The organism is Sphingomonas yabuuchiae, from assembly GCF_014199595.1.
GTDB lineage: Bacteria > Pseudomonadota > Alphaproteobacteria > Sphingomonadales > Sphingomonadaceae > Sphingomonas > Sphingomonas yabuuchiae.
The window spans coordinates 1-22,139 of the sequence record NZ_JACHNX010000003.1 but is presented as its reverse complement, the minus strand read 5'-3'; the positions used below and the strand labels follow the sequence as shown (position 1 = coordinate 22,139).

Below are 22,139 nucleotides of genomic sequence, written 5' to 3'. Positions count from 1 at the left end.
TCAGCCTGAACGGGTTTTCGTATCCAGCCCCATTCCCGACTTCCGTTCAGCCTAAGCGCAGTCGAAGGCCAAGGAGGCCCGCTTTATTGCAAAGCGCGAACCTCTGGCGTGTCGAGACAGGCCCGCATCATCGCATCGCTGGTCCGTGTCACACCGCCATCCCGGAACGGACCGACCTCCACCGGCTGCCCCAGTCGAACCGGGGCAAACCGGCCCCGCGCGCCCGAACACCGCATGGCGGCATCCAGCAGCTTGGGCGGCGTGCCATAGCCTTCATAGGACAGGCGGAACGTGCCCCAATGGATGGGGATCGCCGTCGCCGCGCCCAGCCGCTCGAAGATCTGCACCGCTTGCGGTGGGCCGACATGGCTGCCCGACGCCATCTGCCCGGGCGCGAAGCGGAACGCCCCGATCGGCAGCAGCGCGAGGCGCACCGGGCCGAGTTTCGCCGCCTCCTCGGGCCAGCGCCCGTCGCCCATGCCGGTGTCCCCCGCGAAGAAGATGTTGCCGCCGGGCAGCTTCACCACGAAGCTGGACCATAGCGCCCGGTTGCGGTCGGCGAACCAGCGGCTGCCCCAGTGATGGTTGCGGGTCACTGCGACCGAGACGCCCGGTCGGATGATCCTTTCCCGGCCCCAGTCGAGCGCGGTGGCGGGCACGCCGACCTGGCCGATCACGCTGTCATTGCCCAGGCTGGTGACGACCAGCGGCCGGTCGCGCTGCCAGAGCTTGCGCAATGTCGTCTGATCCAGATGGTCGTAATGATTGTGGCTGATCAGGATTAGGTCGATCCGGGGCAAATCGTCCAGCGCCACGCCCGGCCGCGCCACCCGCTTCGGGCCGAAACCAAAGGGGCCTGCGCGCTCGGCATAGACGGGGTCGGTCAGGATGTTCAGCCCCTGGGTCTGGACCAGTACGGTCGCATGGCCGATCCAGGTCGCGACCATGCGCTGCCCCGCGACACGCGCCTCGGGGCGGGAGGGCTGGACCGCCACCGTCTCGGGCCAGGCGGGGCGGCCGTCATCGCCCGTCAGCTGACGCCACAGGAAACCGCCACGTCCGCCGCGCGTCGGCATCCGCATGGTGTCGGCATCGCCATCGGGATTGAAGAAGCGTTCGCCGTCATAATGGCCGCTCTCCGGCCCTTCATAATAGAGCCGGTCGAGATAATGCGGCACGATCGTCGCGGCCAGGTCGATGAGGATCAGGATCAGCGCCAGCCCCTTGGCGATCGGCCGGACGATGGTCATGACGGAGCCTGGTTCGAAAAGTGCAACGCAAAGCTCCCGACGGTCAGCGACCGCGCGCGATGCGGGCCTGCCAGAGCATAAGAAGCGGCACGACTCCCAGTTCCATCACCAGCCCCAGCCGATGCCCGGGGGAGGGGGCACCGACCGTCGCCCAGGATAGGAGTCGCGCCAGTCCGCCCGCCACCACCAACAGGCCGAGCAGGCGAAACCGCGCGCCCTTGCGCTCGATGCCCCGCACGCAGGTCGTGAAGGCCAGCCCGAGGGCGAAGAAGATGCCCGAGACATAGCGGAACTGGCTGTCCAGATCGGTCGGGATCGCGGGCGCATGGTCCAGCCAGCCGGGGCCGCGCACGATGCTGATCCCGCCGATGGTCAGCGGCACCAGACAGGCGATGGCGACCACGGCCTGCAGGGCGCGCCGCTCCGTCGGGGTGACGCTCAATCCAGGATTTCCTTGCGGACATGAATGGCGCGCAGCGAGATGCGGACCTCGACCATGAAGGCGATCAGGCATGCGGTCAGCAGGCAGACCGACAGGATGAAGGCCAGCGCGATCCAGGTGCCGATATGGAATTTGCCGATATTGGCGATGAACAGCACGGCAATGACGATGCAGGCCATCACCGCGCTCGACACCGACAGGAACAGGGCGGCGTTGATGATCGACATGCGCCGGTCGAGCAGCCGCAGCTCCCATTTATGGCGCGCCAGTTCGGGGCCGTCGTCGATCTTGTGGATCATCATCTCCAGCCCGCGCGCCCGGTCGATCACCCGCGCCAGCCTTCCGGCGAGCACGTTCAGCAACTGCCCGATCGCGGCGAGCAGGAAGACGGGGGCCAGCGAGAGCTGGATGGTCTGGGCGATGGTGGCGACGGCGGGCAGGGTGGGCATCGCCGGAAATGGTGGCGTGTCGGGCCGGGCGGGGCAAGTGGGAAGTGGGGTCAAGACATTCCTCCCCTGGAAGGGGAGGTGGCAGGCCGAAGGCCTGACGGAGGGGTGTCACGGGTTGAGAGGGAGAAGTTCCTCGCAGCCGGTTACACCCCTCCACCATCCTGCGGATGGTCCCCCTCCCCTTGCAGGGGAGGAATGGGGTCGCCGTCACACCGGCGCGGCGTCGGCTCCGGCACCGTAATGGTGCCAGGTGAAGATCGCGAGTGCGCTGCGGTGCGGGCGGAACGCCTCCGCCAATTCGCGGACCAGCTTTTCCGACGGCCGTGCGTCATGGCCCAGGATGCGGCCCATCTCGATCTGCACGGCCAGGTCGCCTGCGGGCCAGATATCGGTGCGGCCTTCGGCGAATAGCAGATAGACCTCCGCCGACCAGCGACCGATGCCCTTGACCGCGACCAGCTTGGCGATCGCTTCCTCGTCATCCTCGGGCAGGGCGGACAGGTTCAGCCGACCGCTCGTCACCTCCTCGGCCAGGCTGCGGAGATAGCCTGCCTTTTGCCGCGAGATGCCTGCGCCGCGCAGTTCCTCGTCAGTGACGCCGTGAAGCCGCGTCGGATCGCTCGCATCGCCGAGCAGTTCGTTCAGTCGCCGCCAATGCGCATCCGCCGAGGCGACCGACACCTGCTGCCCCAATATGGTGCGGACCAATGTGGCGTAACCGCGCGCCCGGATGCGCGGCGCGGGGTAGCCGATCCGGGTCAGCGCGGCGGCAATGGCGGGCTCGGCGGCGGCGAGCGCATCCATGCTTTCGCGAATCTGTTCGGCGCTCAGGCCCATGATGCTTGATCCGTGCGTTCAGGCCCGGCAGAGGCGCTTTCAACATCAGGGCCGACAAGGAGAATGGACATGCCCAAGCTTATCGTCGTGACCCGCGACGGGGAAGAACGCGAAATCGACGGCGAGGCCGGTCTGTCGGTGATGGAAGTCATCCGCGATGCGGGTGTCGATGAATTGCTGGCGCTGTGCGGCGGCTGTTGCAGCTGCGCGACCTGCCATGTGCATGTCGACCCGGCCTTTGCCGACACGCTGCCCGCGCTCGGCCCGGACGAAGATGATCTGCTCGATTCGACCAGCGACCGGAACGCGACCTCGCGCCTGTCGTGCCAGCTACCCTTCGGCGCGGCGCAGGACGGGATGCGGGTTAGGATCGCGGCGGAAGACTGACGGCGCATCGCGTCGGAACGTCGGAGGCGGGGTTTCGGCCCCGCCTCTTTTTTTGCGCGCAGAGGTGGCGGTCTGTTGGGTGAGGTCGCGGCTTATCCGAGAGATTGTGTTCGCGCGGAGACGCGGAGATGTCCTGCGCGGGGCAAGCGGAGCCCGCTATCACGACCGGCAGACTTTTGCGGCGGCTGGCGAGGATGGAGGGGCCTTGCGGCCAGATACACCATCTCCGCGCCTCCGCGCGAACCTTAATCCCGTGGCCTTCGACTTCGCTCAGGCTGAACGGAGGAAGGGAATGGTGGCCACGCGAACCGAAAGCCGTTCATGCTGAGCGAAGTCGAAGCGTACGCTTGGCGCTTGCCACTTCCACTCTCTGCGTCCTCCGCGCCTCTGCGCGCAAAGAAAGGCGGCAGGGTCCATCCCCGCCGCCCCGCAAGTCACCGTGCCGCCACCGCATACAGCGCGATCGCCGCCGCGTTGGATACGTTCAGGCTTTCCACCTTCGGGCTGATCGGCAGCTTGGCGAGTTCGTCGCAATGCGCCTCGGTATTCTGGCGCATGCCTTCGCCCTCGGCGCCCAGCACGATGCAGATGCGCTGCGTGCCCATCGCCTGCGCCAGCGTCTGGTTCGCATGGCCGGTCAGGCCGATACGCCAGAAGCCCGCTTCCGCGATTTCCTCCAGCGCGCGCGCCAAATTCACCACGCGCACCCACGGCACCGTCTCCAGCGCGCCGCTGGCCGAACGGGCGACCGTGCCCGATTCGGGTGGCGCATGCCGGTCCTGGGTCACGATGCCCACCGCGTCGAAAGCGGCCGCCGAGCGCAGGATCGCGCCGACATTGTGCGGGTCGGTCACCTGGTCCAGCACGACGAGCGGCCGTTGATTGTCCTGCGCCTCGTGCAGCAGGTCGCCCAGCCAGATATCCTCCAGCGGATCGACCTCGGCCACCAGGCCCTGATGCGGCGCGTCGGCGGGGACCAGGCGGCCCAGATCGGCGACGTCGGCAAAGGTGACCGGCAGGACCGGCGGCAAGTCGAGCGCGGCCAGCGCCTCGCGCGTGCCCCAGATCTTGCGCACCGTCCGGTTGGGGTTGGCGAGCGCCGCCGTCACCGCATGCCGTCCCCAGAAGCGGGGGCGGTTGGATGAAGCCTGGCTGGGGCGATGTCCTCGGCGTGCCATCAGTCGTCGTTGTCCGTAAAGTCAAAGGGTCTGGTCGTCGCCGGTTGCGTCGGCACCGGCGGGCGCGGCAACGCCTTGTCCGCATTCGCCGCCGCGAGCAAGACCCCCGCGAGTACGACCGAGGCCTGGCGCATGTCGTCGGCCTTCAGATGGTCGAAGGTATCGGCCGAGCTGTGATGCGTGCGGCTGCCATAATCCAGCGGGTCCTGGATGAACTGGAAGCCCTGCACCCCGACCGCCTGCATGAAGACATGGTCGGTGCCGCCGGTCGTCCGCTGCACGACATTGCCCGCCCCCAGCGACGCATAGGGCGACAGCCATTCCTTAAGCAGCGGCACCGCCGCCGGGTTGTTCTCGGCATAAAGGCCGCGCAGCTTGCCCGAGCCATTGTCGATGTTGAAATAGGCCGCCAGGTCGCCGTAACCCGGCTTGGGCGTGATCGGCCAGCGATTGGTCCAGCCATAATAGCGCTTCAGGCCCGATTGCGGCGCATCGTCGGGTCGGCCGCGCGACGCCAGATGCTGTTCGACATAGGCCATGGAGCCGAGGATGCCCTGCTCCTCGCCCGACCATAGCGCGAAGCGGATGGTGCGCTTCGGGCGCTGGCCGGTGGCGGCCAGGATGCGCGCGGCCTCCATGATCATCGCGCTGCCCGCCGCATTGTCGGAAGCGCCGTCGCCAGCGACCCAGCTGTCGAGATGCGCGCCCGCCATCACATAGCCCGCCTTGGGGTCGGTGCCGGGGATTTCGGCGATGATGTTGTAGGCGTTCACGTCGCTGTCGTCGTAGCGGACGTCGCTCAGCACCTCGATCGTCGGGGCGGGGCCGGATTTGGTCAGGCGCGCGAGACGGCGATAATCCTCGGCGGCCAGTTCGATGCCGGGAACGGCGGGCGTCTCGCCGCGCCCGAACAGATAGCCTTCGCCATGCACCAGCTTGCCGTCCCGGTAGCTTTGCGTGACATAGGCGACCGCGCCCTCGGCCTTCAGGAACGCATCGAGCTTCTGCGCGAAGTCGAGCCGCTTCAACCGGCGGTCGGCGGTTTCGGGGTCGTGCTCGGGCTGGACGTAGACGTCGAGCTTGGCGATGTCCTCGCCGGTCAGGCGGCGGAAGGGGGCGCTTGTCTGCTCGTCGCCGGTGCCGGGCATCGTCACCATGACGATCTTGCCGCGCAGCTGGCCGCGCCACTTGTCGAAATCGCGCTCGCGCTTCATCGGCGCGACGATGACGGGGGCGGTCACCGCGCCGTTGGTGCCGGGCGTCCAGGCAATGGGGATCGCGGTCAGCTGCAGCGGGCGGGGCGACACCATGCGTACGCTGGCCCGCTCGATCGACCAGCCGCGCCCGAAGGCGAAGCCCTCCTTATGAACGTTCTTCAATCCCCATTTGGCGAACTGGTCGGCGGTCCAGCCCTCGGCGATGCGCATCGCCGGGCTGTTGGTCATGCGCGGGCCGATCACGTCGGTCAGATGCTGCGCGGTCTGCATGACCTGGCTGTGGTTCATGCCCTCGTCGATCAGCCGGTTGGCGGCATTACGATCCTGCGCCCCCGCCATGGCGGCGGGCAACAGCGCGGCCGCCGCGACGGCGGCGAGCAAGGATGGGCGCATCATGATATTTTCCCCGGTGTCTCTCGAATGGGTCAAAGGCTATGTCCCGATTGCGCGACATGCAAGCAACCCGATCAGGCATGGCTGACGAAAATCGTACAAATCGGCGTTGACAGGTCGGCTGAGCTTCGGCATTGGGCGCGCCTCGCTCCGATGGAGTGACACCCCGGAAGGGTGGCCGAGTGGTTAAAGGCAGCAGACTGTAAATCTGCCCGCGTGAGCGTACACTGGTTCGAATCCAGTCCCTTCCACCATCCCCGCCAATCGGCTAGGGTCGATCAGCGGCGCTGGACTTGAGCGGGTATAGCACAATGGTAGTGCAGCAGCCTTCCAAGCTGAATACACGGGTTCGATTCCCGTTACCCGCTCCACTCCCCGACATATTCAGCAAGTGCGCGTGATATATTATTTCACCGCATAGTGCTTGACCGCCATGGCAAACCACGCCACTCGATTGTCATTTCACGAATGAAAGAGAGTTTTGCTCGATGGCATCGGTCAATTTCGACATCCCCCATTCTCTGGGTCATGCCGAAGCAAGGCGCCGGATCGAGCAGGGGCTCCCCAAGCTGGAAGCAAAAATTCCCGGTGGCGGCCAAGTGTCGTCGGAATGGCCGGCCGAGGATCGCCTGATCCTGACCATCATCGCCATGGGTCAGACGGTGAAGGCCGATATGGAAATCGCCGACACCGCGCTTCGCGGCACGGTGGCGATCCCGATGATGCTGTCGATGATGGCCGGGCCGATCGGCGAGTTCGTGAAGACCAGCGCCGAAAAGATGCTCAGCAAGGCGTAAGCCCGCTCGATTGCGCCTATGGGCGGTCGCGGCGGGGCAGATGCCGTGTCGCGACCCCGACAAGCACGGCCGTCGACAGCAGGATCGACGAGACGAGCCCGCCGATGGCCAGCAGTCCGCCGCTGGTGAGGTTCAGCTTCAGCCGCAGGTCGACCACGCGTCCGGCGGACAGGCGCAGCGTTGCTTTCTGGTAAACGGGGCGTCGATGGGGCGGCGGGGACATGGCGTATCAACGTCCCGATCGCCGGACGGTTCAGCGAAGGTCTGCGGCGGGCCGAAGCGAAGGCAGGGACGCGGAACTCGCCACGGCGATGCGACAAACACTGGCATCCCCGACCAAGCGTCCTTAAGTCCTGACCCATGCTGACCCCCGAACAGGCCCGCGACCGGGCCGCCGATATCGTTGCCCGTGCCCGCGCCGCCGGAGCCGACGCCGCCGACGCGGTCTTTGCCGCCGATGCCGCGCTGGAAGTCTCGGTGCGCCTCGGCGCGCTGGAGGATGTCGGTCGGTCGGAGAGCGAGGAACTGGGCCTGCGCGTGTTCGTCGGGCGGCGCTCGGCCAGCGTCTCGACCTCGGACCTGTCGGGCGATGCGATGACGCTCGCGGTCGAGCGCGCCGTCGCCATGGCGCGCGAGGCGCCCGAGGATCGCTGGGCCGGGCTCGCGCCCGAAGAGCGGCTGTTGCACGGCGCGCCGCCGATGCTCGACCTGGACGATGGCGGCGAGGTCGCGCCCGAGGACCTGCGCGCCGCCGCCCTGGAGGCCGAGGAGGCCGCGCGCGCGGTGGCGGGCGTGACCAATTCGGAAGGGGCGGGGGCGTCGGCCTCGCGGGTCGTCTCGGCGCTGGCGACCAGCCACGGCTTCGCGGCGGGCTATGCCGCCACCGGTTACGGTCTGTCGGTCAGCGTGGTGGCGGGCGAGGGCGCGAACATGCAGCGCGACTATGCCCATCATGGCGCGCGCCTGCGCCGCCTGCTCGAAGGCCCCGAGGCGATCGGCATCCGCGCGGGCGAGCGGACCGTGGCTCGGCTCAATCCCGGCAAGCTGGCCAGCGGCGCGATGCCGGTCGTCTATGACCCGCGTGTCGGATCGTCATTGGTCGGCCATCTCGTATCCGCGATCGCGGGGGCGGCGATCACGCGGCGGACCAGCTTCCTGCTCGATGGTCTGGGCGAGCGGGTGATGGCGGCGGGTATCCGGATCGAGGACGATCCCCACCGCCCGCACGGCCTGCGCTCGCGCCCCTTTGACGGCGAAGGGCTGGCGGTGTCGCCGACCGCCATCGTCGAGGACGGGGTTCTGGAAACCTGGCTGCTCGATTCCGCCTCGGCCCGGCAGCTGGGGCTGGAGCCGACCGGCCATGCCGCGCGCGGCACCGGTGGCGGGCCGGGCGTGTCGACCAGCAACCTGTTCATGGCGCCGGGCCGCGTGCCGGTGGACACGCTGATCGCCGACATCGCCGACGGCGTCTATGTCACCGAACTGATCGGCAGCGGCGTGAATCCCGTTACCGGCGACTATAGCCGGGGCGCGGCGGGCTTTCGCATCGTGAACGGGCGGATCGCCGAGCCGGTTGCGGAGTTCACGGTGGCAGGCAATCTGAAGGATATGTTCCTCGGCATGACCCCGGCCCATGATCTGGAGTTCCGCTACGGCGTCAACGTGCCCACCCTGCGCATCGATGGAATGACGGTTGCCAGCAGCTGAGCTGGTCCCCGCTGTCGTGGCGGCGGCGCGCGAGGCGGCGGCGATGGCGCTCGCCCGCTGGCGTACCGATTTCCGCCAATGGGAAAAGACGCCGGGCAGCCCGGTGTGCGAGGTCGATCTGGACGTCGACCGGATGCTCTATGCCCGGCTCCACGCGCTGATCCCCGATGCGGGCTGGCTGTCGGAGGAGACGGCGGACAAGCCCGACCGGCTGGCGGCGCGGCGGGTCTGGGTGGTCGACCCGATCGACGGCACGCGCGACTATATCCGGGGGCGCGAGGGCTGGGCGGTCTCGGTCGCGCTGGTCGAGGACGGCGTGCCGGTGATCGGCGTGCTGGCCGCGCCCGCGCGCGGCGAGTTGTGGCTGGCCCAGGCGGGGCACGGCGCGACCCGCAACGGCAGCGCGCTGAGCGCGGGCTATTGCCACCAGATGCCCGGCGCGCGCGTGCCCGTCGATGCGCTGCCCAAGGCCGACCGCGATCTGGTCGCGGTGTTCAAGCCCAACTCGATCGCGCTGCGCATTGCGATGGTCGCCGCCGACGAAGCCGATCTGGTCGCAACGCTGCGCTGGGGCAATGAGTGGGACATCGCCGCCGCCGCGCTGATCGCCTCCGAGGCGGGGGCAGGGGTGGCGGATGCGCTGGGTCAGCCCCTGCTCTTCAACAAGCCCGATCCGCGGGCCTTCGGCGTGCTGGTGACGGCGCGTGGTCTTCTGGACCCGGCGGTCGAGCGGCTGGCTCCGCGCGCCCGCGAGGTTATCGTGCCGGTCACCGGCTGAGCATCTGCTCCACCCATTCGGGTACCAGCTGACTGGCGGGCCCCAGGCGACTTTCCTCGAACCAGCCGCTGCCCTCCGACCGTTCGAGATTGAGCTCCAGCGTCGCCGCGCCATAGGCGCTCGCCAGCCGAACGAACCCGGCGGCCGGATAGACCGCGCCCGAGGTGCCGATCGACACGAACAGATCGGCCTGCGCCAAAGCCGCCTCGATCCGGTCCATATGGTAGGGTATCTCGCCGAAGAACACGATGTCGGGGCGCAAACGCGGCGCGGCACAGGCGGGACAGGATGTGCAGGGCGGCAGATCGTCCGCCCAGTCGAACCGCACGCCGCACGCCGCACAGAGGGACTGCTTCAGCGCACCATGCATATGCAGCATCCGCTTCGCCCCCGCCCGCTCGTGCAGATCGTCGACATTCTGCGTGACGATCAGCAACGCGCCCGACCACTCCCGATCCAGCCGGGCCAGCGCCGCATGTGCTGCATTGGGCTCGACGCTGGCCAACCCCGCCCGCCGCAGGTCGTAGAAGCGGTGGACAAGCTCGGGATCGGCGGCAAGCGCCTCGGGCGTGCAGACATCCTCCACCCGGTGGTATTTTGGAACGAGGTCGTCTTCGTAAGTTTCCCAATAGGTTGTGCCGCTTTTGGTGCGAAAGGTCGGCACGCCAGACTCGGCCGAGATGCCAGCACCGGTAAGGATGACGATGTTATGCATCGTTCTAGGTCTTTCTCATGCGGAGATCGGCCCAAACATCGTTCATCCAGTCCTCATAGCCGAGCAGATGTCCTTCCTCTCGCTCTCGATCTGAGCCCCATTGGCCGGGAAGCTCTTTCAGGCGGATCATCCGGTCGATCCTCCATGCTTCAGCGGGCAGAGCATACAAGACGTAGGAAAAGCGATATGTCTCTGCGGCAACGGCGTGCTCACGCTTCACAAAGCGTCCACTTTCAACATGACGGTCGAACATTCGAAAGTAGCGTGTGAGACACTCGGGCGTACGCTCATACTCGCTCACGAACATGGCGAGCGGTTTGAGGCCGCGCAGCATCAAGCCAAGCTCAAGATTCGTGTGTATGAGGTAAGGCAGGCTCTTTACAAACTCCGATCGCATCTGGCCCTCGTACTCTGCTTCATGGCCGCGATAATCATTTGTCGGCCTCCCATCCAGCCTCGACCCGGTGCCCCTCCCATAGCCCGCCGGGCCCGCGAAAGGTGGCGATACCGGACTCGGCGGACAGGCCTGCGCCGGTGAGGATGACGATGTTTTGGAGGTCGATCATGGCATCATCAATGCGTTCATGTGAAAGAACAATCATAATAGTTGCCCCATAGGTGTCGGCATCCGACAAGATCGCCACCGAACAATTTGGTCACGCGATCCGGTGCCGCGAACTTGCCGGTCTTTCCGTCAAAGCCTTTCGCCAGCATGACTTCGCCCGTTGGGTCGAAGATGATTCCGGACCAGTTGTCGAGCATACCCTCGGGGTTGAAGGCAACCCGAACCGGCGGTCCGGCATCGACGACATATTCGATGCTCCCATCGACCTCGGCGGATGAGTCGGTGCTTGGCGAGCGGTGGCCGCGTTTTGCCCTTTCTATGATGGCCTCATAATGACCCCGATTGACCATCAGCCGCGTCCAGGTGCCGATGAAGTTTCCGGCACCAAGCGATGGCCACGCTACGACCAGGGTCATGCCGATCATGAAGGGTGCTGCAAGCGCCGCGATGGCACGGTCGCGCATAGATTTCGCCTGTCGGGCGATGCGTATGCCTTGAACGAGATAGCCGGCTGCGCCGATTGCGAATACGCCTATCAACACGGGCAAGCCGAAGACGAACAGGATAAAGCCGATCGCTGCCAGCCAAGCCGACGTGAAGCCCATCATAAATGGCATAGCGGAGATGATCGCAAAGAAGCGGCCGGATTGGCGGAGGTGGTCGATCATGCGGTCTCCTGACGACACGGCGGCGCAAGGCGGGTCCCGCCGGCGATTTTTCTAACATGGAGCGAATGGCCGAAGAAGTCGTCGAAAGCCCGGACGTTGTAGCCATGCTTCGAAGCTGCGTACCGGTAGTTAGAGAGCACGTCTGAGCCCCGGTTTCCTCCGGCTACAACCTGTGTAAAGGAACACGGCATGACGACCTCCTCCCTCTCATCCCTCGGAGCCCCCCGCATGACCGCCATCGGTATCTATGGCAGCGCCGGGCGCATGGGCCGGGCGATCGCGGTCCTGATCGAGGGCGAGGGCGCAACGCTGGCGGGTGGCTGCGATTCGCGTGACGACCCGGACGCGCTGGCCAAGGCCGCCGATGTGCTGGTCGACTTCTCGATAGCGGGGGCGCTGGACGTGCATCTGGCGGCCGCCCGTGCGGCGCGCACCCCCATCGTGATCGGCACCACCGGTCTGTCGCCCGCGCAGCATGCCGAGATCGATGCCGCCGCGACCGAGATCGCGGTGCTTCAGACCGGCAACACCTCGCTCGGCATCACGCTGCTCGCCAATCTGGTGCGCGAGGCGGCGGCGCGGCTGGGCACCGACTGGGATATCGAGATCACCGAGATGCACCATCGGCACAAGGTCGACGCGCCGTCGGGCACCGCACTGCTGCTGGGCGAGGCGGCGGCGGCGGGGCGGGGGCATCCGCTGTCCGAGCTGCGCGTCGACGGCCGCGCCGGACTGGTCGGCGCGCGCACCGAGGGGACGATCGGCCTGGCGGCTTTGCGCGGCGGCTCGGTGATCGGCGACCATGAGGTGATCTTCGCAGGCGAGGGCGAGCGGGTGACGCTGGGCCATTTCGCGCAGGACCGCACCATCTTCGCGCGCGGGGCCGTGCGCGCGGCGCTTTGGCTCGCGGGTCAGGCACCGGGGCGTTATCGCATGGGCGACGTGCTGGGGCTGTAAGCGCCATGAAGAAGGCGGACGTCGTCGAATTCTACCACCGGCTGGCGGAGGCGAACCCGCATCCCGAGACCGAGCTGGAATATCGCAACCCCTATACGCTGGTTGTCGCGGTCGCCCTGTCGGCGCAGGCCACCGATATCGGCGTCAACAAGGCGACACGTGCCCTGTTCGCCGAGGTCGACACGCCGCAGAAGATGCTCGACCTGGGCGAGGAAGGGCTGAAACAGCACATCAAGACGATCGGCCTGTTCAACACCAAGGCGAAGAATGTCATCGCCCTGTCCCGGATGCTGGTCGACGATCATGGCGGAGAGGTGCCCGAGGATCGCGCGGCGCTCGAGCGGCTGCCCGGTGTCGGGCGCAAGACCGCCAATGTCGTGCTCAACACCGCCTTCGGGCACGAGACCTTCGCGGTCGACACCCATATCTTCCGTGTCTGCAACCGCACCGGCCTGGCCAAGGGCAAGACGGTGCTGGCGGTCGAACTGAAGCTGGACAAGGCCACGCCCGCGCCGTTCCGGCTCCACGCGCATCACTGGCTGATCCTGCACGGCCGTTATATCTGCAAGGCCCGGCGGCCCGAATGCTGGCGCTGCCCGGTCGAGGACCTCTGCGCCTATCGCCCCAAGACCCCGGCCCCTGCCGCCAAGATCGGAAAAGCGGCCGCCGCATAAAAAGGGCTGGCGCGGGGTGCCCCGCGATGCTAGTCGGCCAGCCCACGCACCCGTAGCTCAGCTGGATAGAGCGCTGCCCTCCGAAGGCAGAGGCCACAGGTTCGAATCCTGTCGGGTGCGCCATCCTCTCATATTTTCGATGCTTCGATCCCTCGACGGCTTGGCTGTTGCAGGTCGAACGATAGCGGTGTGGGTGTGTGTCGTCGGGGCGGCAGGCGCCATGGCGGGCGGCAGCTTGACGGAGGGGCGCCACCGCTGATGGCGACATCCCTCCGTCAGTGCCTACGCCTCGCAACCTTTCCCCCAGCTGGCAGGTCGGTTTAGCGCGGCATCTGTTCCAGCATCTGGATATGCTGCTGGACGATGGGCACCGCGGCCTGCGCGCTGGCCTTCAACGCCGGGCGGTCGCCATTCGCGGCGAAGCTCTGATGCAGATCGAGCGCGGCCTGATGCGCGGGCAGCTGCTGGCCGATATACAGCCGGTCGAATGCGTCGGCCGAGGCGCGGCGCAACTCGCCGATAGAGGCTTGCGCTCCGCCGAGCCGGGGCGGGGTCGGGGGCAGGCCGTCCTGCCGGGCGGCACGGACCGTGGCGGCGGTCGTCTGGGTGTGATGGTCGATCATCATCTGCGCGAATCGCCGGACATCGTCGTTGCGCGACTTTTGCAGCGCCAATTTGCTGGAGGTGATTTCGTACAGGTCGCTCATGCCCGCCGCCTTCACATAGGCGGCCGCTTGCGCCTTGGCGGCGGCCGGAGGCGGGGGCGGCGGAGTCTGTGCGGCGACCGGCGCGGCGGCCATTCCCAGGACAAGGGCAATGGATAGGAATTTGGGCATGATGCTCTCCCGTGACGAACGTGGGAGCCAACCTGCCATTTGGTCCGCTGTTCCCCATAAATAATTGATCTATAATGCAGATCAACGTGTTGGTCGGGGCGCTTGCGCCACCAAAAGGCACGCCTGTGCAATATTAGCGCATGACACCGCCGCATTCCGTCTGTTAGCCCTATGCCTATGCCCGTTTCGGCCGCCGCATCCGCCCGCGAGATCCTCGTTCGTCTGCACGACGTGATGGCGTCGCGCACCCCCGCCCAAGCCAAGCTGAATCAGGTGGTCCAGATCATCGGCGAGGCGATCGGCAGCGAGGTCTGCTCCATCTATCTGCTGCGCGAAGGGGTACTGGAACTGTTCGCGACGCGTGGTCTGGCCGAGGAGGCGGTCCACGTCACCAAGCTGGCGATGGGCGAGGGGCTGGTGGGCACCATCGCCGAGGATGTCGAGGTGCTGAACCTGGACGAAGCGGCGAGCCATCCCGACTTCGCCTACAAGCCCGAAACCGGCGAGGATCGTTTCCACAGCTTTGCGGGCGTGCCGATCATCCGGCGCGAGCGGGCGGTGGGCGTGCTGGCGGTCCAGCATAGCGAACCGCGCAAATATGCCGATGTCGAGATCGAGGCGCTGCAGACCGTCGCGATGGTCCTGTCCGAGCTGATCGCCAATGCCGGGCTGATCGACGCGGCGGGGGCGGCGGGCACGCGGCCGCAGATGACCGCGACGATCCGGCTGTCGGGCCAGAAGCTGGTCGAGGGCATGGGCAGCGGCTTTGCCGTCTATCACCAGCCGCGCATCGTTGTCGAACATACGGTCGCCGAGGACATCGATGCCGAGCGCCGCCGCGTCTATGCCGCGTTCGACAAGATGCGCGAACAGATCGACCGCATGGCGCGCGAGGCCGAGTTCGGCGTCGCGGGCGAGCATGTCGAGGTCATCGAGACCTACAAGATGTTCGCCTATGACGAGGGCTGGGCGCGCCGCATCAACGAGGCGATCGACAGCGGCCTGACCGCCGAGGCGGCGATCGAACGGGTGCAGCAGCGCACCCGCCAGCGGATGCGCCAGATCGACGATCCGTTGCTGGCCGACCGGATGCACGATCTGGAGGACCTGTCCAACCGGCTGCTGCGCATCGTGTCGGGCCAGATGGGCACGGCGGCGCAGCTGGGCCTGCGACAGGACACGATCCTGATCGCGCGCAACCTGGGTCCGGCCGAGCTGCTGGAATATGACCGGCGGCGGCTGAAGGGCGTGATCCTGGAGGAAGGGTCGCTGACAGCCCATGTCATCATCGTCGCGCGGGCGATGGGCGTGCCGGTGCTGGGGCGGGTCAGCGACGTGCGCCGCCAGATCGCGGACGGCGACCAGTTGCTGCTCGACGTATCGGAGGGCAGCGTGCTCGTCCGGCCCTCGTCGGCGATGGAGGAGGCGTTCGACGCCAAGCTGGAGCTGCGGCAGAAGCGCCGCGCGGCCTTTGCGGCGCTGCGCGACGTGCCGCCGGTGACCAAGGACGGCCACCGTGTCACCCTGATGGTCAATGCCGGGCTTCGCGACGACGCCGCCGCGCTCGACACGACGGGGGCGGACGGCATCGGCCTGTTCCGCACCGAGTTTCAGTTCCTGGTCTCCGCCACCCTGCCGCAGCGCGAGCGGCAGCAGCGCCTGTACCGCGACGTGATGGAGGCGGCGGGCGACCGGCCGGTCGTGTTCCGCACCATCGATATCGGCGGCGACAAGGCGCTCCCTTATCTCAACACTGATCCGGGCGACGAGGAGAACCCGGCCATGGGCTGGCGCGCGCTGCGCCTGGCGCTGGAGCGCGACGGCCTGATGAAGGCGCAGGCGCGCGCGCTGATCGAGGCGGGGGCGGGGCGCACCCTGAACGTGATGTTCCCGATGGTTTCCGAAGCCTGGGAGTTCGACGAGGCCAAGGCGCTGTTCGAGGCGCAGCGGGCCTGGCTCGGCTCGCGCGGGCGTCGTCTGCCGCTCGACGTGCGTTACGGCGCGATGTTGGAAGTGCCCGCGCTGGCGGAACAGCTCGACCTGATCCTGCCCAATGTCGACTTCCTGTCGATCGGCACCAACGACCTGACCCAGTTCCTGTTCGCCGCCGATCGCGCGAACCCCAAGCTGGCCGAGCGCTATGATTGGCTCAGCCCGTCGATCCTGCGCTTCCTGCGCCGGGTGGTCGGTCCCGCGCGTGAGGCGGGCGTGCCGGTCGGCGTCTGCGGCGAGATGGGCGGGCGTCCGCTGGAGGCGATGGCGCTGATCGGGCTGGGCATCGACCGGCTGTCGATCACCCCGGCGGCGGTCGGCCCGGTGAAGGCGATGATCCGCTCGCTCGACCGGGACGCGATCACCGCCGAGATGGCCCGGCTGCTCGCGCATCCCGTGCGTGACATGCGCGGGGCGCTTGGTGCCTGGGCTGCGACGAACGGTGTGGAATTGGCCTGATCCAGGTCAGGGGTTCGCGTTGACTTGATCCCAGCCGTCTGAAAGAACGACCGCGATCATGGGGTGGGCCATGGTCGCTTCGGAGTTGAGAATGGACGAGGTCAATCCCGGCCACGATGCCGCACCGGCGGCACCTGCCCGCGCCGGTGACGTCCTGCGCACAGCGCGCGAGGCGCAGGGGCTATCGCTGGGCGATATCGGTGCGCGCACGCGCATCCCCAGCCGCCATCTCGCGGCGATCGAGGCATCCGATTATCAGAGCCTGCCGTCGGCCACCTATGCGGTCGGCTTCGCCAAGGCCTATGCCCGGGCGGTGGGTGCGGACGAGGTCGCGATCGCGCAGGCCGTGCGCGCCGATGTCGACAGGCTGGGCCGCCGCGTCACCGAATATGTGCCCCAGGATATCGCCGATCCGGCGCGCGTGCCGTCGCGCGGGCTGGCGATCGTCGGTGTCGGCCTGGCGCTGGCGCTGCTCGTCATCGCGGGGCTGTGGTATGGCACCGATCTGTTCCGCCGCGACCGCACCGCACAGGAGGTGCCCGCCGCGACCCCGCTGACCAATGCGTCCGTGCCCGCACCCACGCCAGCCCCCAGCCCGACGCCGGTGACGACGGGCAAGGTGGTGCTGACCGCCAATGGCGAGGTGTGGCTGCGCGTCTACGACGCCGACAATGTCACGCTGAAGATCGGCACGCTGAAGCCCGGCGAAAGCTATGAGGTGCCCGCCACCGCCAAGGGGCCGCTGCTGAATGTCGGTCGCCCCGACAAGCTGAGCGTGACCCTGGACGGCAAGCCCATTCCGCCGCTGGGCGACGGCTCGCGCGCGATCAAGGACGTACGGCTCGATCCGGAGGCGATCGGCGCGCGGCTGTCGGGTGCTCCGGCCGCTGCCGCTGCGCCGACGCCAACCGTGCGTACCCCGCTGCGTGAGCGGACGGAGCGCCGTTCGACCCGTGCTGCGAGCGGCGAGACCGGCGGCAACGCCCTGACGGCGCCCGCGCCCTCGCCTTCGCCCGCCACCACCGCACCAGCGGACCTGTAAGAAGCGGAAATCTTCAGGCTGGAGACAGCCGGGGCAGGGCAGGGTGGCCCTGTCCCTTTTATAATCAGCCCACCGGGGGGTGAAACCGATGCGTAACCTGTTGCTGGCCGGGGTCGCGGCCGTGATGATCCTGCCGACCGCCGCCATCGCCCAATCCAATGTCGAGGGCCGGGTCGGCAAGCTGGAAAGCGAGATGCGCGCGGTCCAGCGCAAGGTCTTCCCGAACGGCGCGGGTGGCTATGTCCAGCCCGAGATCACCGCGCCGCAAACCCAGGCCCAGGCGCCGGGCGTTCCCGCCTCCAGCGCGCTGTCCGACCTGACCTCCCGCGTGACCTCGCTGGAGGAGCAGATGGCCGGACTGACCGGCCAGATCGAGCAGAACGGGTATCGCACCCGCCAGCTTCAGGATCAGTTCGACGCCTATAAGCGCGCCACCGAAACGCGCTTGAAGGCATTGGAATCCGGCCCTGCGCCGATCGCCCCGGCCGGGCAAAGCGCCCCGCTCGACACGCCAGCCGCCGTCAGCGGATCGACGCGCCCGACCAAGACCCCGGCGGCGGCCTCGGTCGTCACCGGCGATACCGCGACCTCGACCCCGGCGGCCGCAGTCGACAAGCCCTCGACCGGCGATCCGGCGGAGGACGCCTATCTCTATGGCTATCGCCTGTGGCAGGCCAAGCGCTATCCGGAAGCGGAAGCCGCGCTGAAGAAGATGGTCGCCGACTATCCCAAGAGCCGCCGCGCCAGCTTCGCCCAGAACCTGCTGGGGCGTACCTATCTCGACTCCGGCAAGCCCAGCCTGGCGTCGATGGCCTTTTATGAGAATTACAAGAAATACCCGGACGGCGAGCGGGCGCCCGACAGCCTGCTCTATCTCGGCCAGGCGCTGACCAAGCTCAACAAGGCGGCCGATGCCTGCAAGGTCTATGACGAACTGAGCGACGTGTACGGCGCCAAGCTGTCCGCCGCGATGAAGGGCCAGATCGCCAGCGGCCGCAGCGCGGCGAAGTGTCAGTAGTATAAATGTATTCCTCCCCTTTTGAGGGGGAGGATGACATCGTCTTGAATCAACGCGAGCCCCTCCCCTTCAGGGGAGGGGTTGGGGTGGGGCTTTTCCACGAGCGCCGCGCTTGCCGATACGCCCCACCCCCGGCCCCTCCCCTGAAGGGGAGGGGTGGGTCCATCTGATGTGATTCCGCTCTCGCCGAGGAATGCGCAGAGCCACGAAACCTCTTGCACTGGTGCGGCGGAAGGGCCAGAGCGCGCGCATCCCTGACCAGTTTTGAGAGCATCATGGCCACCGATGCCACGGCCGACGATCAGATTGCGCGCTTTGTCGCCGATCTGACGCTTCTTCACGATCCCCATGCCGATGCGGCGCCGCTGTTGCTGGCGGTGTCCGGCGGGCCCGACAGCATGGCGATGCTGACGCTGGCGGCGGCGGCCTTTCCGGCGCGGATCGCGGTCGCGACGGTCGATCATGGCCTGCGGCCCGAAGCGGCGGACGAGGTGCGGATGGTCGCCGATCACTGCGCCCAATTGGGTGTGCCGCATCACGCCCTGCGCCCGGAAACGCCGATCGCCGGGGCGAGCATCCAGTCCCAGGCGCGCGACGTGCGCTATGCCCTGCTCGCCGCACAGGTGCGTGCGATCGGGGCAGCGGCCATCCTGACCGCGCATCATGCCGACGACCAGGCCGAAACCTTCCTGATGCGCGCGGCGCGCGGGGCCGGGCTGTCGGGCCTGTCGGGCGTGCGGGCGCGGACGGTGATCGCCGATGCGGTCGTGCTGCGCCCGCTGCTCGATTGGCGGCGCGCCGAGTTGCGCCGGATCGTTCGCCGCGCCGAGGCCCCGTTCGTCGACGACCCCGCCAATCACGATCCGCGCCATGACCGCACGCGCTTTCGGCAATTGCTCGACGGCCATGAGTGGCTGGGCGTGGCACAGTTGGCCCGTGCGGCGGCGCAATTGGCCGAGGCGGATACCGATCTTCGCGCGACGGTCGACTGGCTGTGGCAGGACCGGGCGCAGATCGATGGCGATAATGTCCGGATTCAGGCGGCCGATCTGCCACGCGAGCTGGGCCGCCGTCTGGCCCGCCGCGCGATCGGCACGGTCCGCGCCGCCGCCGGGATCGAAAGCCCGGCGTGGAGCGAAGGCAGCAATATCGAAAAGCTGCTCGAAGCGCTGTCGCAGGGCAGTCGCGCGACCCAGGCCGGAGTGATCGCCAGCGTCCGCTCCGGCGTCTGGCGCTTCCGCCCGGCCCCCCCGAGGAAGACGGGCTGACGTTTTACGATCCTCCCTGCGCGAAGCGCGGGGAGGGGGACCGCCGCGAAGCGGTGGTGGAGGGGCCTGGGTCGCTTAGCCCCTCCACCATGCTGCGCATGGTCCCCCTCCCCAAGCAGAGCTTGGGGAGGATTGCTTCCACCCCGATCACATTGATCGGTCTTGTTCCATTGCCATTAACCTCGTCATGCCTATCTTGGCACTGAAAGGTATCCGGCACCGATGAACGACAACGACAAGCAGCAGAGCCCCGATCCCAATGGGGGCGGCAACCCCTGGATGAAGAGCCTGTTGATCTGGGTGGGCATCCTGATGGCGCTCGCCCTGTTCGTCAGCCTGTCGGGCGCGGGTTCCTCGGCGCAGAGCGGCAATCAGATCGAATATTCGACCTTCCTGGACAAGGTGGACGAGGGCACGGTGAAGACCGCGACCATCTCGCGTGAGTCGATCACCGGCACGCTGTCCTCGGGCGAGAAGTTCCGCACCACCCCGGTGCCCGACTCGCAGCTGATCCCGCGTCTGCGCGAGAAGGGCGTGACCTTCACGGCGAAGACCGAGGAAGGGCCGTCCATCTGGATGCTGATGCTCTATAATTCGCTACCGTTCCTGCTGTTCATCGGTATTGCCTTCTTCGTTCTGCGCCAGATGCAGAAGGGCGGCGGTGCCAGCGGCGCGATGGGCTTCGGCAAGAGCCGCGCCCGCATGCTGACCCAGAAGGAAGGCAAGGTAACGTTCGACGATGTGGCCGGCATCGACGAAGCGCGCGAAGAGCTGCAGGAAATCGTCGAGTTCCTGAAGGACCCATCGAAGTTCGCCCGTCTGGGCGGCAAGATCCCGAAGGGCGCGCTGCTGGTCGGCTCGCCGGGTACGGGCAAGACGCTGCTCGCTCGCGCCATTGCGGGTGAGGCGGGCGTGCCCTTCTTCACCATTTCGGGTTCGGATTTCGTCGAGATGTTCGTCGGCGTCGGTGCCAGCCGCGTGCGCGACATGTTCGAACAGGCCAAGAAGTCGGCACCGTGCATCGTCTTCATCGACGAGATCGACGCGGTCGGCCGTCATCGTGGTGCGGGCCTGGGTAATGGCAATGACGAGCGCGAGCAGACGCTGAACCAGTTGCTGGTCGAGATGGATGGTTTCGAGGCCAATGAAGGCATCATCATCATTGCCGCGACCAACCGTCCCGACGTGCTCGACCCCGCGCTGCTGCGTCCGGGTCGCTTCGATCGCCAGGTCGTCGTGCCGCGCCCGGATATCGACGGCCGCGTGAAGATCCTCGAAGTCCATATGAAGAAGGTGCCGCTGGCCCCTGACGTCGACGCCCGCGTCATCGCGCGCGGTACGCCGGGCTTTTCGGGCGCGGATCTGGCCAATCTCGTCAACGAGGCCGCGCTGATGGCGGCGCGCAAGGGCAAGCGCCTGGTCGCCAATGCCGAGTTCGAGGAAGCCAAGGACAAGGTCATGATGGGTGCGGAACGCCGCTCCATGGTCATGACCGAGGACGAGAAGCGGATGACCGCCTATCACGAGGCGGGCCATGCGGTCATCGCGCTGCACGAACCGGCGTCGGACCCGATCCACAAGGCGACGATCATCCCGCGCGGTCGCGCGCTGGGCATGGTAATGCGCCTGCCGGAACGCGACTCGTACAGCTATCACCGCGACAAGATGTACGCGAACCTGGCCGTGGCCATGGGCGGCCGCGTCGCCGAGGAAATCATCTTCGGCTATGACAAGGTGTCGAGCGGCGCGAGCGGCGACATCCAGTACGCCACGGGTCTGGCCCGTGACATGGTCACGAAGTGGGGCATGTCGGACAAGGTCGGCCCGGTCGAGTACGCGCAACCGGAAGGCGAAAGCTTCCTGGGCTATTCGTCCAGCCAGCCGGTGCGTATGTCCAACCAGACCGCGCAGCTGATCGACGATGAGATCAAGTCGATCGTCGAGGGCGGCCTGCATCGCGCCAAGCACGTGCTGACCGAGCGTGTCGACCAGCTGCATCTGCTGGCCGGTGCGCTGCTCGAATATGAGACGCTGTCGGGCGACGAGATCAAGAAGCTGATCGCGGGCGACGATATCGGTCGCGACGACCCCAAGGCCAAGGCGATGCCGATCGCCAAGGCGGGGACCTCGATCCCGAAGACGCGGCGCGGCAGCGGGCCGTTCGGTTCGCCGAGCCCGCTGGGGGCGTGATCTTCCCGCTAGGCTGACGAAAGGGCCGTCCCCGATGAGGGGGCGGCCTTTTTGTTTTGGGCGTTGTCCCGTGGCCTTCGACTTCGCTCGGGCTGACGGGGGCAAAAGCAGGCGGCAACCTATCAGGTCGACGCGAGCCCCTCCCCTTCAGGGGAGGGGTTGGGGTGGGGCCTTTCCACGAACGCCGGGCTTGCGGAAGCGCCCCACCCCCGGCCCCTCCCCTGAAGGGGATCGTTGCAAAAGACCTGCGCAGGTGATTGATTATCGCGAGTTGGGGGGGCGTTTGCGATGGATCAGGGTTGCTTAGTGGATGGCCTGGT

22 protein-coding genes, 3 tRNA genes and 1 pseudogene are annotated in these 22,139 nt (G+C 67.2%); 14 read left to right on the top strand and 12 right to left on the bottom strand.

Features of this window, described 5'->3' with window-relative positions:
* Positions 1–83: 83 nt before the first annotated feature.
* The 4 genes from GGQ89_RS05535 to GGQ89_RS05520 all read right to left on the bottom strand — a co-directional run bounded on the left by GGQ89_RS05535 (position 84) and on the right by GGQ89_RS05520 (position 2,978).
* Positions 84–1,250 (bottom strand): MBL fold metallo-hydrolase, encoded by a 1,167-nt coding sequence (locus tag GGQ89_RS05535; protein ID WP_184104774.1) that lies wholly within the window; start codon positions 1,248–1,250, stop codon positions 84–86.
* A gap of 43 nt (positions 1,251–1,293) precedes the next feature.
* Positions 1,294–1,692: a DUF4345 domain-containing protein gene (locus GGQ89_RS05530; RefSeq protein ID WP_240456539.1), complete on the bottom strand. Its 399-nt coding sequence runs from the start codon at positions 1,690–1,692 to the stop codon at positions 1,294–1,296.
* Positions 1,689–2,141, bottom strand: coding sequence for a DUF2721 domain-containing protein (locus GGQ89_RS05525; protein WP_056437063.1), 453 nt, complete (start codon positions 2,139–2,141; stop codon positions 1,689–1,691). Before GGQ89_RS05525 ends, GGQ89_RS05530 begins: the two co-directional genes overlap by 4 nt.
* Before the next feature lie 207 nt (positions 2,142–2,348).
* Positions 2,349–2,978 carry a DNA-3-methyladenine glycosylase family protein gene (locus GGQ89_RS05520; RefSeq protein WP_056437065.1) on the bottom strand — a complete coding sequence of 210 codons (630 nt, stop codon included), beginning with the start codon at positions 2,976–2,978 and terminating at the stop codon, positions 2,349–2,351.
* Positions 2,979–3,047: 69 nt separating this feature from the next.
* On the opposite strand from GGQ89_RS05520, the gene GGQ89_RS05515 reads away from it, so the two are divergent.
* Entirely contained in the window at positions 3,048–3,365 is a 318-nt protein-coding gene (locus tag GGQ89_RS05515; protein WP_184104770.1) for a 2Fe-2S iron-sulfur cluster-binding protein, read from the top strand.
* Positions 3,366–3,799: 434 nt separating this feature from the next.
* Here the strand turns inward: GGQ89_RS05515 and rlmB are convergent, their stop codons facing one another.
* Entirely contained in the window at positions 3,800–4,543 is a 744-nt protein-coding gene (rlmB, locus tag GGQ89_RS05510; protein WP_056437068.1) for a 23S rRNA (guanosine(2251)-2'-O)-methyltransferase RlmB, read from the bottom strand.
* On the bottom strand, positions 4,543–6,153 hold the full coding sequence (locus GGQ89_RS05505) for a M20/M25/M40 family metallo-hydrolase (protein WP_184105088.1): 1,611 nt from the start codon (positions 6,151–6,153) through the stop codon (positions 4,543–4,545). The genes rlmB and GGQ89_RS05505 overlap by 1 nt, the downstream gene beginning before the upstream one ends.
* A 168-nt stretch (positions 6,154–6,321) precedes the next feature.
* Between GGQ89_RS05505 and GGQ89_RS05500 the strand changes: the two genes are divergently transcribed.
* From GGQ89_RS05500 to GGQ89_RS05490, 3 genes are all read left to right on the top strand, one after another.
* A tRNA-Tyr gene (locus tag GGQ89_RS05500) sits at positions 6,322–6,407 on the top strand.
* Positions 6,408–6,450: 43 nt separating this feature from the next.
* Positions 6,451–6,524, top strand: a tRNA-Gly gene (locus GGQ89_RS05495).
* Positions 6,525–6,641: 117 nt separating this feature from the next.
* Positions 6,642–6,950, top strand: coding sequence for a polyhydroxyalkanoic acid system family protein (locus tag GGQ89_RS05490; RefSeq protein ID WP_042484120.1), 309 nt, complete (start codon positions 6,642–6,644; stop codon positions 6,948–6,950).
* Between the two features lie 16 nt (positions 6,951–6,966).
* Here the strand turns inward: GGQ89_RS05490 and GGQ89_RS05485 are convergent, their stop codons facing one another.
* A complete protein-coding gene (locus tag GGQ89_RS05485; protein ID WP_221238867.1) occupies positions 6,967–7,107 on the bottom strand; it encodes a hypothetical protein in 141 nt (46 codons plus the stop codon).
* A 203-nt stretch (positions 7,108–7,310) separates the two neighbouring features.
* Between GGQ89_RS05485 and GGQ89_RS05480 the strand changes: the two genes are divergently transcribed.
* Both GGQ89_RS05480 and GGQ89_RS05475 read left to right on the top strand, forming a co-directional pair.
* Positions 7,311–8,657 carry a TldD/PmbA family protein gene (locus GGQ89_RS05480; protein WP_184104766.1) on the top strand — a complete coding sequence of 449 codons (1,347 nt, stop codon included), beginning with the start codon at positions 7,311–7,313 and terminating at the stop codon, positions 8,655–8,657.
* A complete protein-coding gene (locus tag GGQ89_RS05475; RefSeq protein ID WP_184104764.1) occupies positions 8,644–9,435 on the top strand; it encodes a 3'(2'),5'-bisphosphate nucleotidase CysQ in 792 nt (263 codons plus the stop codon). The genes GGQ89_RS05480 and GGQ89_RS05475 overlap by 14 nt, the downstream gene beginning before the upstream one ends.
* On the opposite strand, the gene GGQ89_RS05470 is transcribed toward GGQ89_RS05475, so the two are convergent.
* From GGQ89_RS05470 to GGQ89_RS05455, 4 genes and pseudogenes are all read right to left on the bottom strand, one after another.
* Positions 9,425–10,150, bottom strand: a complete 726-nt coding sequence (locus GGQ89_RS05470) for an NAD-dependent deacylase (protein WP_184104762.1) — start codon at positions 10,148–10,150, stop codon at positions 9,425–9,427. The two genes, GGQ89_RS05475 and GGQ89_RS05470, sit on opposite strands and share 11 nt — an antisense overlap.
* A 4-nt stretch (positions 10,151–10,154) precedes the next feature.
* Positions 10,155–10,547 carry a hypothetical protein gene (locus tag GGQ89_RS05465; protein ID WP_184104760.1) on the bottom strand — a complete coding sequence of 131 codons (393 nt, stop codon included), beginning with the start codon at positions 10,545–10,547 and terminating at the stop codon, positions 10,155–10,157.
* 58 nt (positions 10,548–10,605) lie between these two features.
* Positions 10,606–10,716: pseudogene (locus GGQ89_RS05460) on the bottom strand (NAD-dependent protein deacylase); the annotation flags it as partial.
* Positions 10,717–10,732: 16 nt separating this feature from the next.
* Positions 10,733–11,383 carry a hypothetical protein gene (locus GGQ89_RS05455; protein ID WP_240456540.1) on the bottom strand — a complete coding sequence of 217 codons (651 nt, stop codon included), beginning with the start codon at positions 11,381–11,383 and terminating at the stop codon, positions 10,733–10,735.
* Positions 11,384–11,611: 228 nt separating this feature from the next.
* On the opposite strand from GGQ89_RS05455, the gene dapB reads away from it, so the two are divergent.
* The 3 genes from dapB to GGQ89_RS05440 all read left to right on the top strand — a co-directional run bounded on the left by dapB (position 11,612) and on the right by GGQ89_RS05440 (position 13,137).
* Positions 11,612–12,340, top strand: coding sequence for a 4-hydroxy-tetrahydrodipicolinate reductase (gene dapB, locus GGQ89_RS05450; protein ID WP_184104758.1), 729 nt, complete (start codon positions 11,612–11,614; stop codon positions 12,338–12,340).
* A gap of 5 nt (positions 12,341–12,345) precedes the next feature.
* Entirely contained in the window at positions 12,346–13,014 is a 669-nt protein-coding gene (gene nth, locus GGQ89_RS05445; RefSeq protein ID WP_184104756.1) for an endonuclease III, read from the top strand.
* 46 nt (positions 13,015–13,060) lie between these two features.
* Positions 13,061–13,137: transfer RNA gene (locus GGQ89_RS05440), tRNA-Arg, on the top strand.
* Between the two features lie 197 nt (positions 13,138–13,334).
* On the opposite strand, the gene GGQ89_RS05435 is transcribed toward GGQ89_RS05440, so the two are convergent.
* Entirely contained in the window at positions 13,335–13,850 is a 516-nt protein-coding gene (locus GGQ89_RS05435; RefSeq protein WP_083706700.1) for a DUF4142 domain-containing protein, read from the bottom strand.
* Between the two features lie 177 nt (positions 13,851–14,027).
* On the opposite strand from GGQ89_RS05435, the gene ptsP reads away from it, so the two are divergent.
* From ptsP to ftsH, 5 genes are all read left to right on the top strand, one after another.
* Positions 14,028–16,301 (top strand): phosphoenolpyruvate--protein phosphotransferase, encoded by a 2,274-nt coding sequence (gene ptsP, locus GGQ89_RS05430; RefSeq protein ID WP_076718379.1) that lies wholly within the window; start codon positions 14,028–14,030, stop codon positions 16,299–16,301.
* Positions 16,302–16,392: 91 nt separating this feature from the next.
* Positions 16,393–17,343: a helix-turn-helix domain-containing protein gene (locus GGQ89_RS05425; RefSeq protein WP_240456541.1), complete on the top strand. Its 951-nt coding sequence runs from the start codon at positions 16,393–16,395 to the stop codon at positions 17,341–17,343.
* Between the two features lie 88 nt (positions 17,344–17,431).
* Positions 17,432–18,361, top strand: a complete 930-nt coding sequence (locus GGQ89_RS05420) for a tol-pal system YbgF family protein (protein ID WP_184104753.1) — start codon at positions 17,432–17,434, stop codon at positions 18,359–18,361.
* Between the two features lie 275 nt (positions 18,362–18,636).
* Positions 18,637–19,629 carry a tRNA lysidine(34) synthetase TilS gene (gene tilS / locus GGQ89_RS05415; RefSeq protein WP_184104751.1) on the top strand — a complete coding sequence of 331 codons (993 nt, stop codon included), beginning with the start codon at positions 18,637–18,639 and terminating at the stop codon, positions 19,627–19,629.
* A 222-nt stretch (positions 19,630–19,851) separates the two neighbouring features.
* Positions 19,852–21,819 carry an ATP-dependent zinc metalloprotease FtsH gene (gene ftsH / locus GGQ89_RS05410; protein ID WP_184104749.1) on the top strand — a complete coding sequence of 656 codons (1,968 nt, stop codon included), beginning with the start codon at positions 19,852–19,854 and terminating at the stop codon, positions 21,817–21,819.
* Positions 21,820–22,139 lie beyond the last annotated feature (320 nt).

Coding starts and splice junctions, on each gene's coding strand:
- GGQ89_RS05535 (WP_184104774.1), bottom strand. CDS start 1,250: ATGACCATCGTCCGGCCGATCGCCAAGGGGCTGGCGCTGATCCTGATC.
- GGQ89_RS05525 (WP_056437063.1), bottom strand. CDS start 2,141: ATGCCCACCCTGCCCGCCGTCGCCACCATCGCCCAGACCATCCAGCTC.
- GGQ89_RS05520 (WP_056437065.1), bottom strand. CDS start 2,978: ATGGGCCTGAGCGCCGAACAGATTCGCGAAAGCATGGATGCGCTCGCC.
- GGQ89_RS05515 (WP_184104770.1), top strand. CDS start 3,048: ATGCCCAAGCTTATCGTCGTGACCCGCGACGGGGAAGAACGCGAAATC.
- rlmB (WP_056437068.1), bottom strand. CDS start 4,543: ATGGCACGCCGAGGACATCGCCCCAGCCAGGCTTCATCCAACCGCCCC.
- GGQ89_RS05505 (WP_184105088.1), bottom strand. CDS start 6,153: ATGCGCCCATCCTTGCTCGCCGCCGTCGCGGCGGCCGCGCTGTTGCCC.
- GGQ89_RS05490 (WP_042484120.1), top strand. CDS start 6,642: ATGGCATCGGTCAATTTCGACATCCCCCATTCTCTGGGTCATGCCGAA.
- GGQ89_RS05480 (WP_184104766.1), top strand. CDS start 7,311: ATGCTGACCCCCGAACAGGCCCGCGACCGGGCCGCCGATATCGTTGCC.
- GGQ89_RS05470 (WP_184104762.1), bottom strand. CDS start 10,150: ATGCATAACATCGTCATCCTTACCGGTGCTGGCATCTCGGCCGAGTCT.
- GGQ89_RS05465 (WP_184104760.1), bottom strand. CDS start 10,547: ATGCGATCGGAGTTTGTAAAGAGCCTGCCTTACCTCATACACACGAAT.
- GGQ89_RS05455 (WP_240456540.1), bottom strand. CDS start 11,383: ATGATCGACCACCTCCGCCAATCCGGCCGCTTCTTTGCGATCATCTCC.
- dapB (WP_184104758.1), top strand. CDS start 11,612: ATGACCGCCATCGGTATCTATGGCAGCGCCGGGCGCATGGGCCGGGCG.
- nth (WP_184104756.1), top strand. CDS start 12,346: ATGAAGAAGGCGGACGTCGTCGAATTCTACCACCGGCTGGCGGAGGCG.
- GGQ89_RS05435 (WP_083706700.1), bottom strand. CDS start 13,850: ATGCCCAAATTCCTATCCATTGCCCTTGTCCTGGGAATGGCCGCCGCG.
- ptsP (WP_076718379.1), top strand. CDS start 14,028: ATGCCCGTTTCGGCCGCCGCATCCGCCCGCGAGATCCTCGTTCGTCTG.
- GGQ89_RS05425 (WP_240456541.1), top strand. CDS start 16,393: ATGGACGAGGTCAATCCCGGCCACGATGCCGCACCGGCGGCACCTGCC.
- GGQ89_RS05420 (WP_184104753.1), top strand. CDS start 17,432: ATGCGTAACCTGTTGCTGGCCGGGGTCGCGGCCGTGATGATCCTGCCG.
- tilS (WP_184104751.1), top strand. CDS start 18,637: ATGGCCACCGATGCCACGGCCGACGATCAGATTGCGCGCTTTGTCGCC.
- ftsH (WP_184104749.1), top strand. CDS start 19,852: ATGAACGACAACGACAAGCAGCAGAGCCCCGATCCCAATGGGGGCGGC.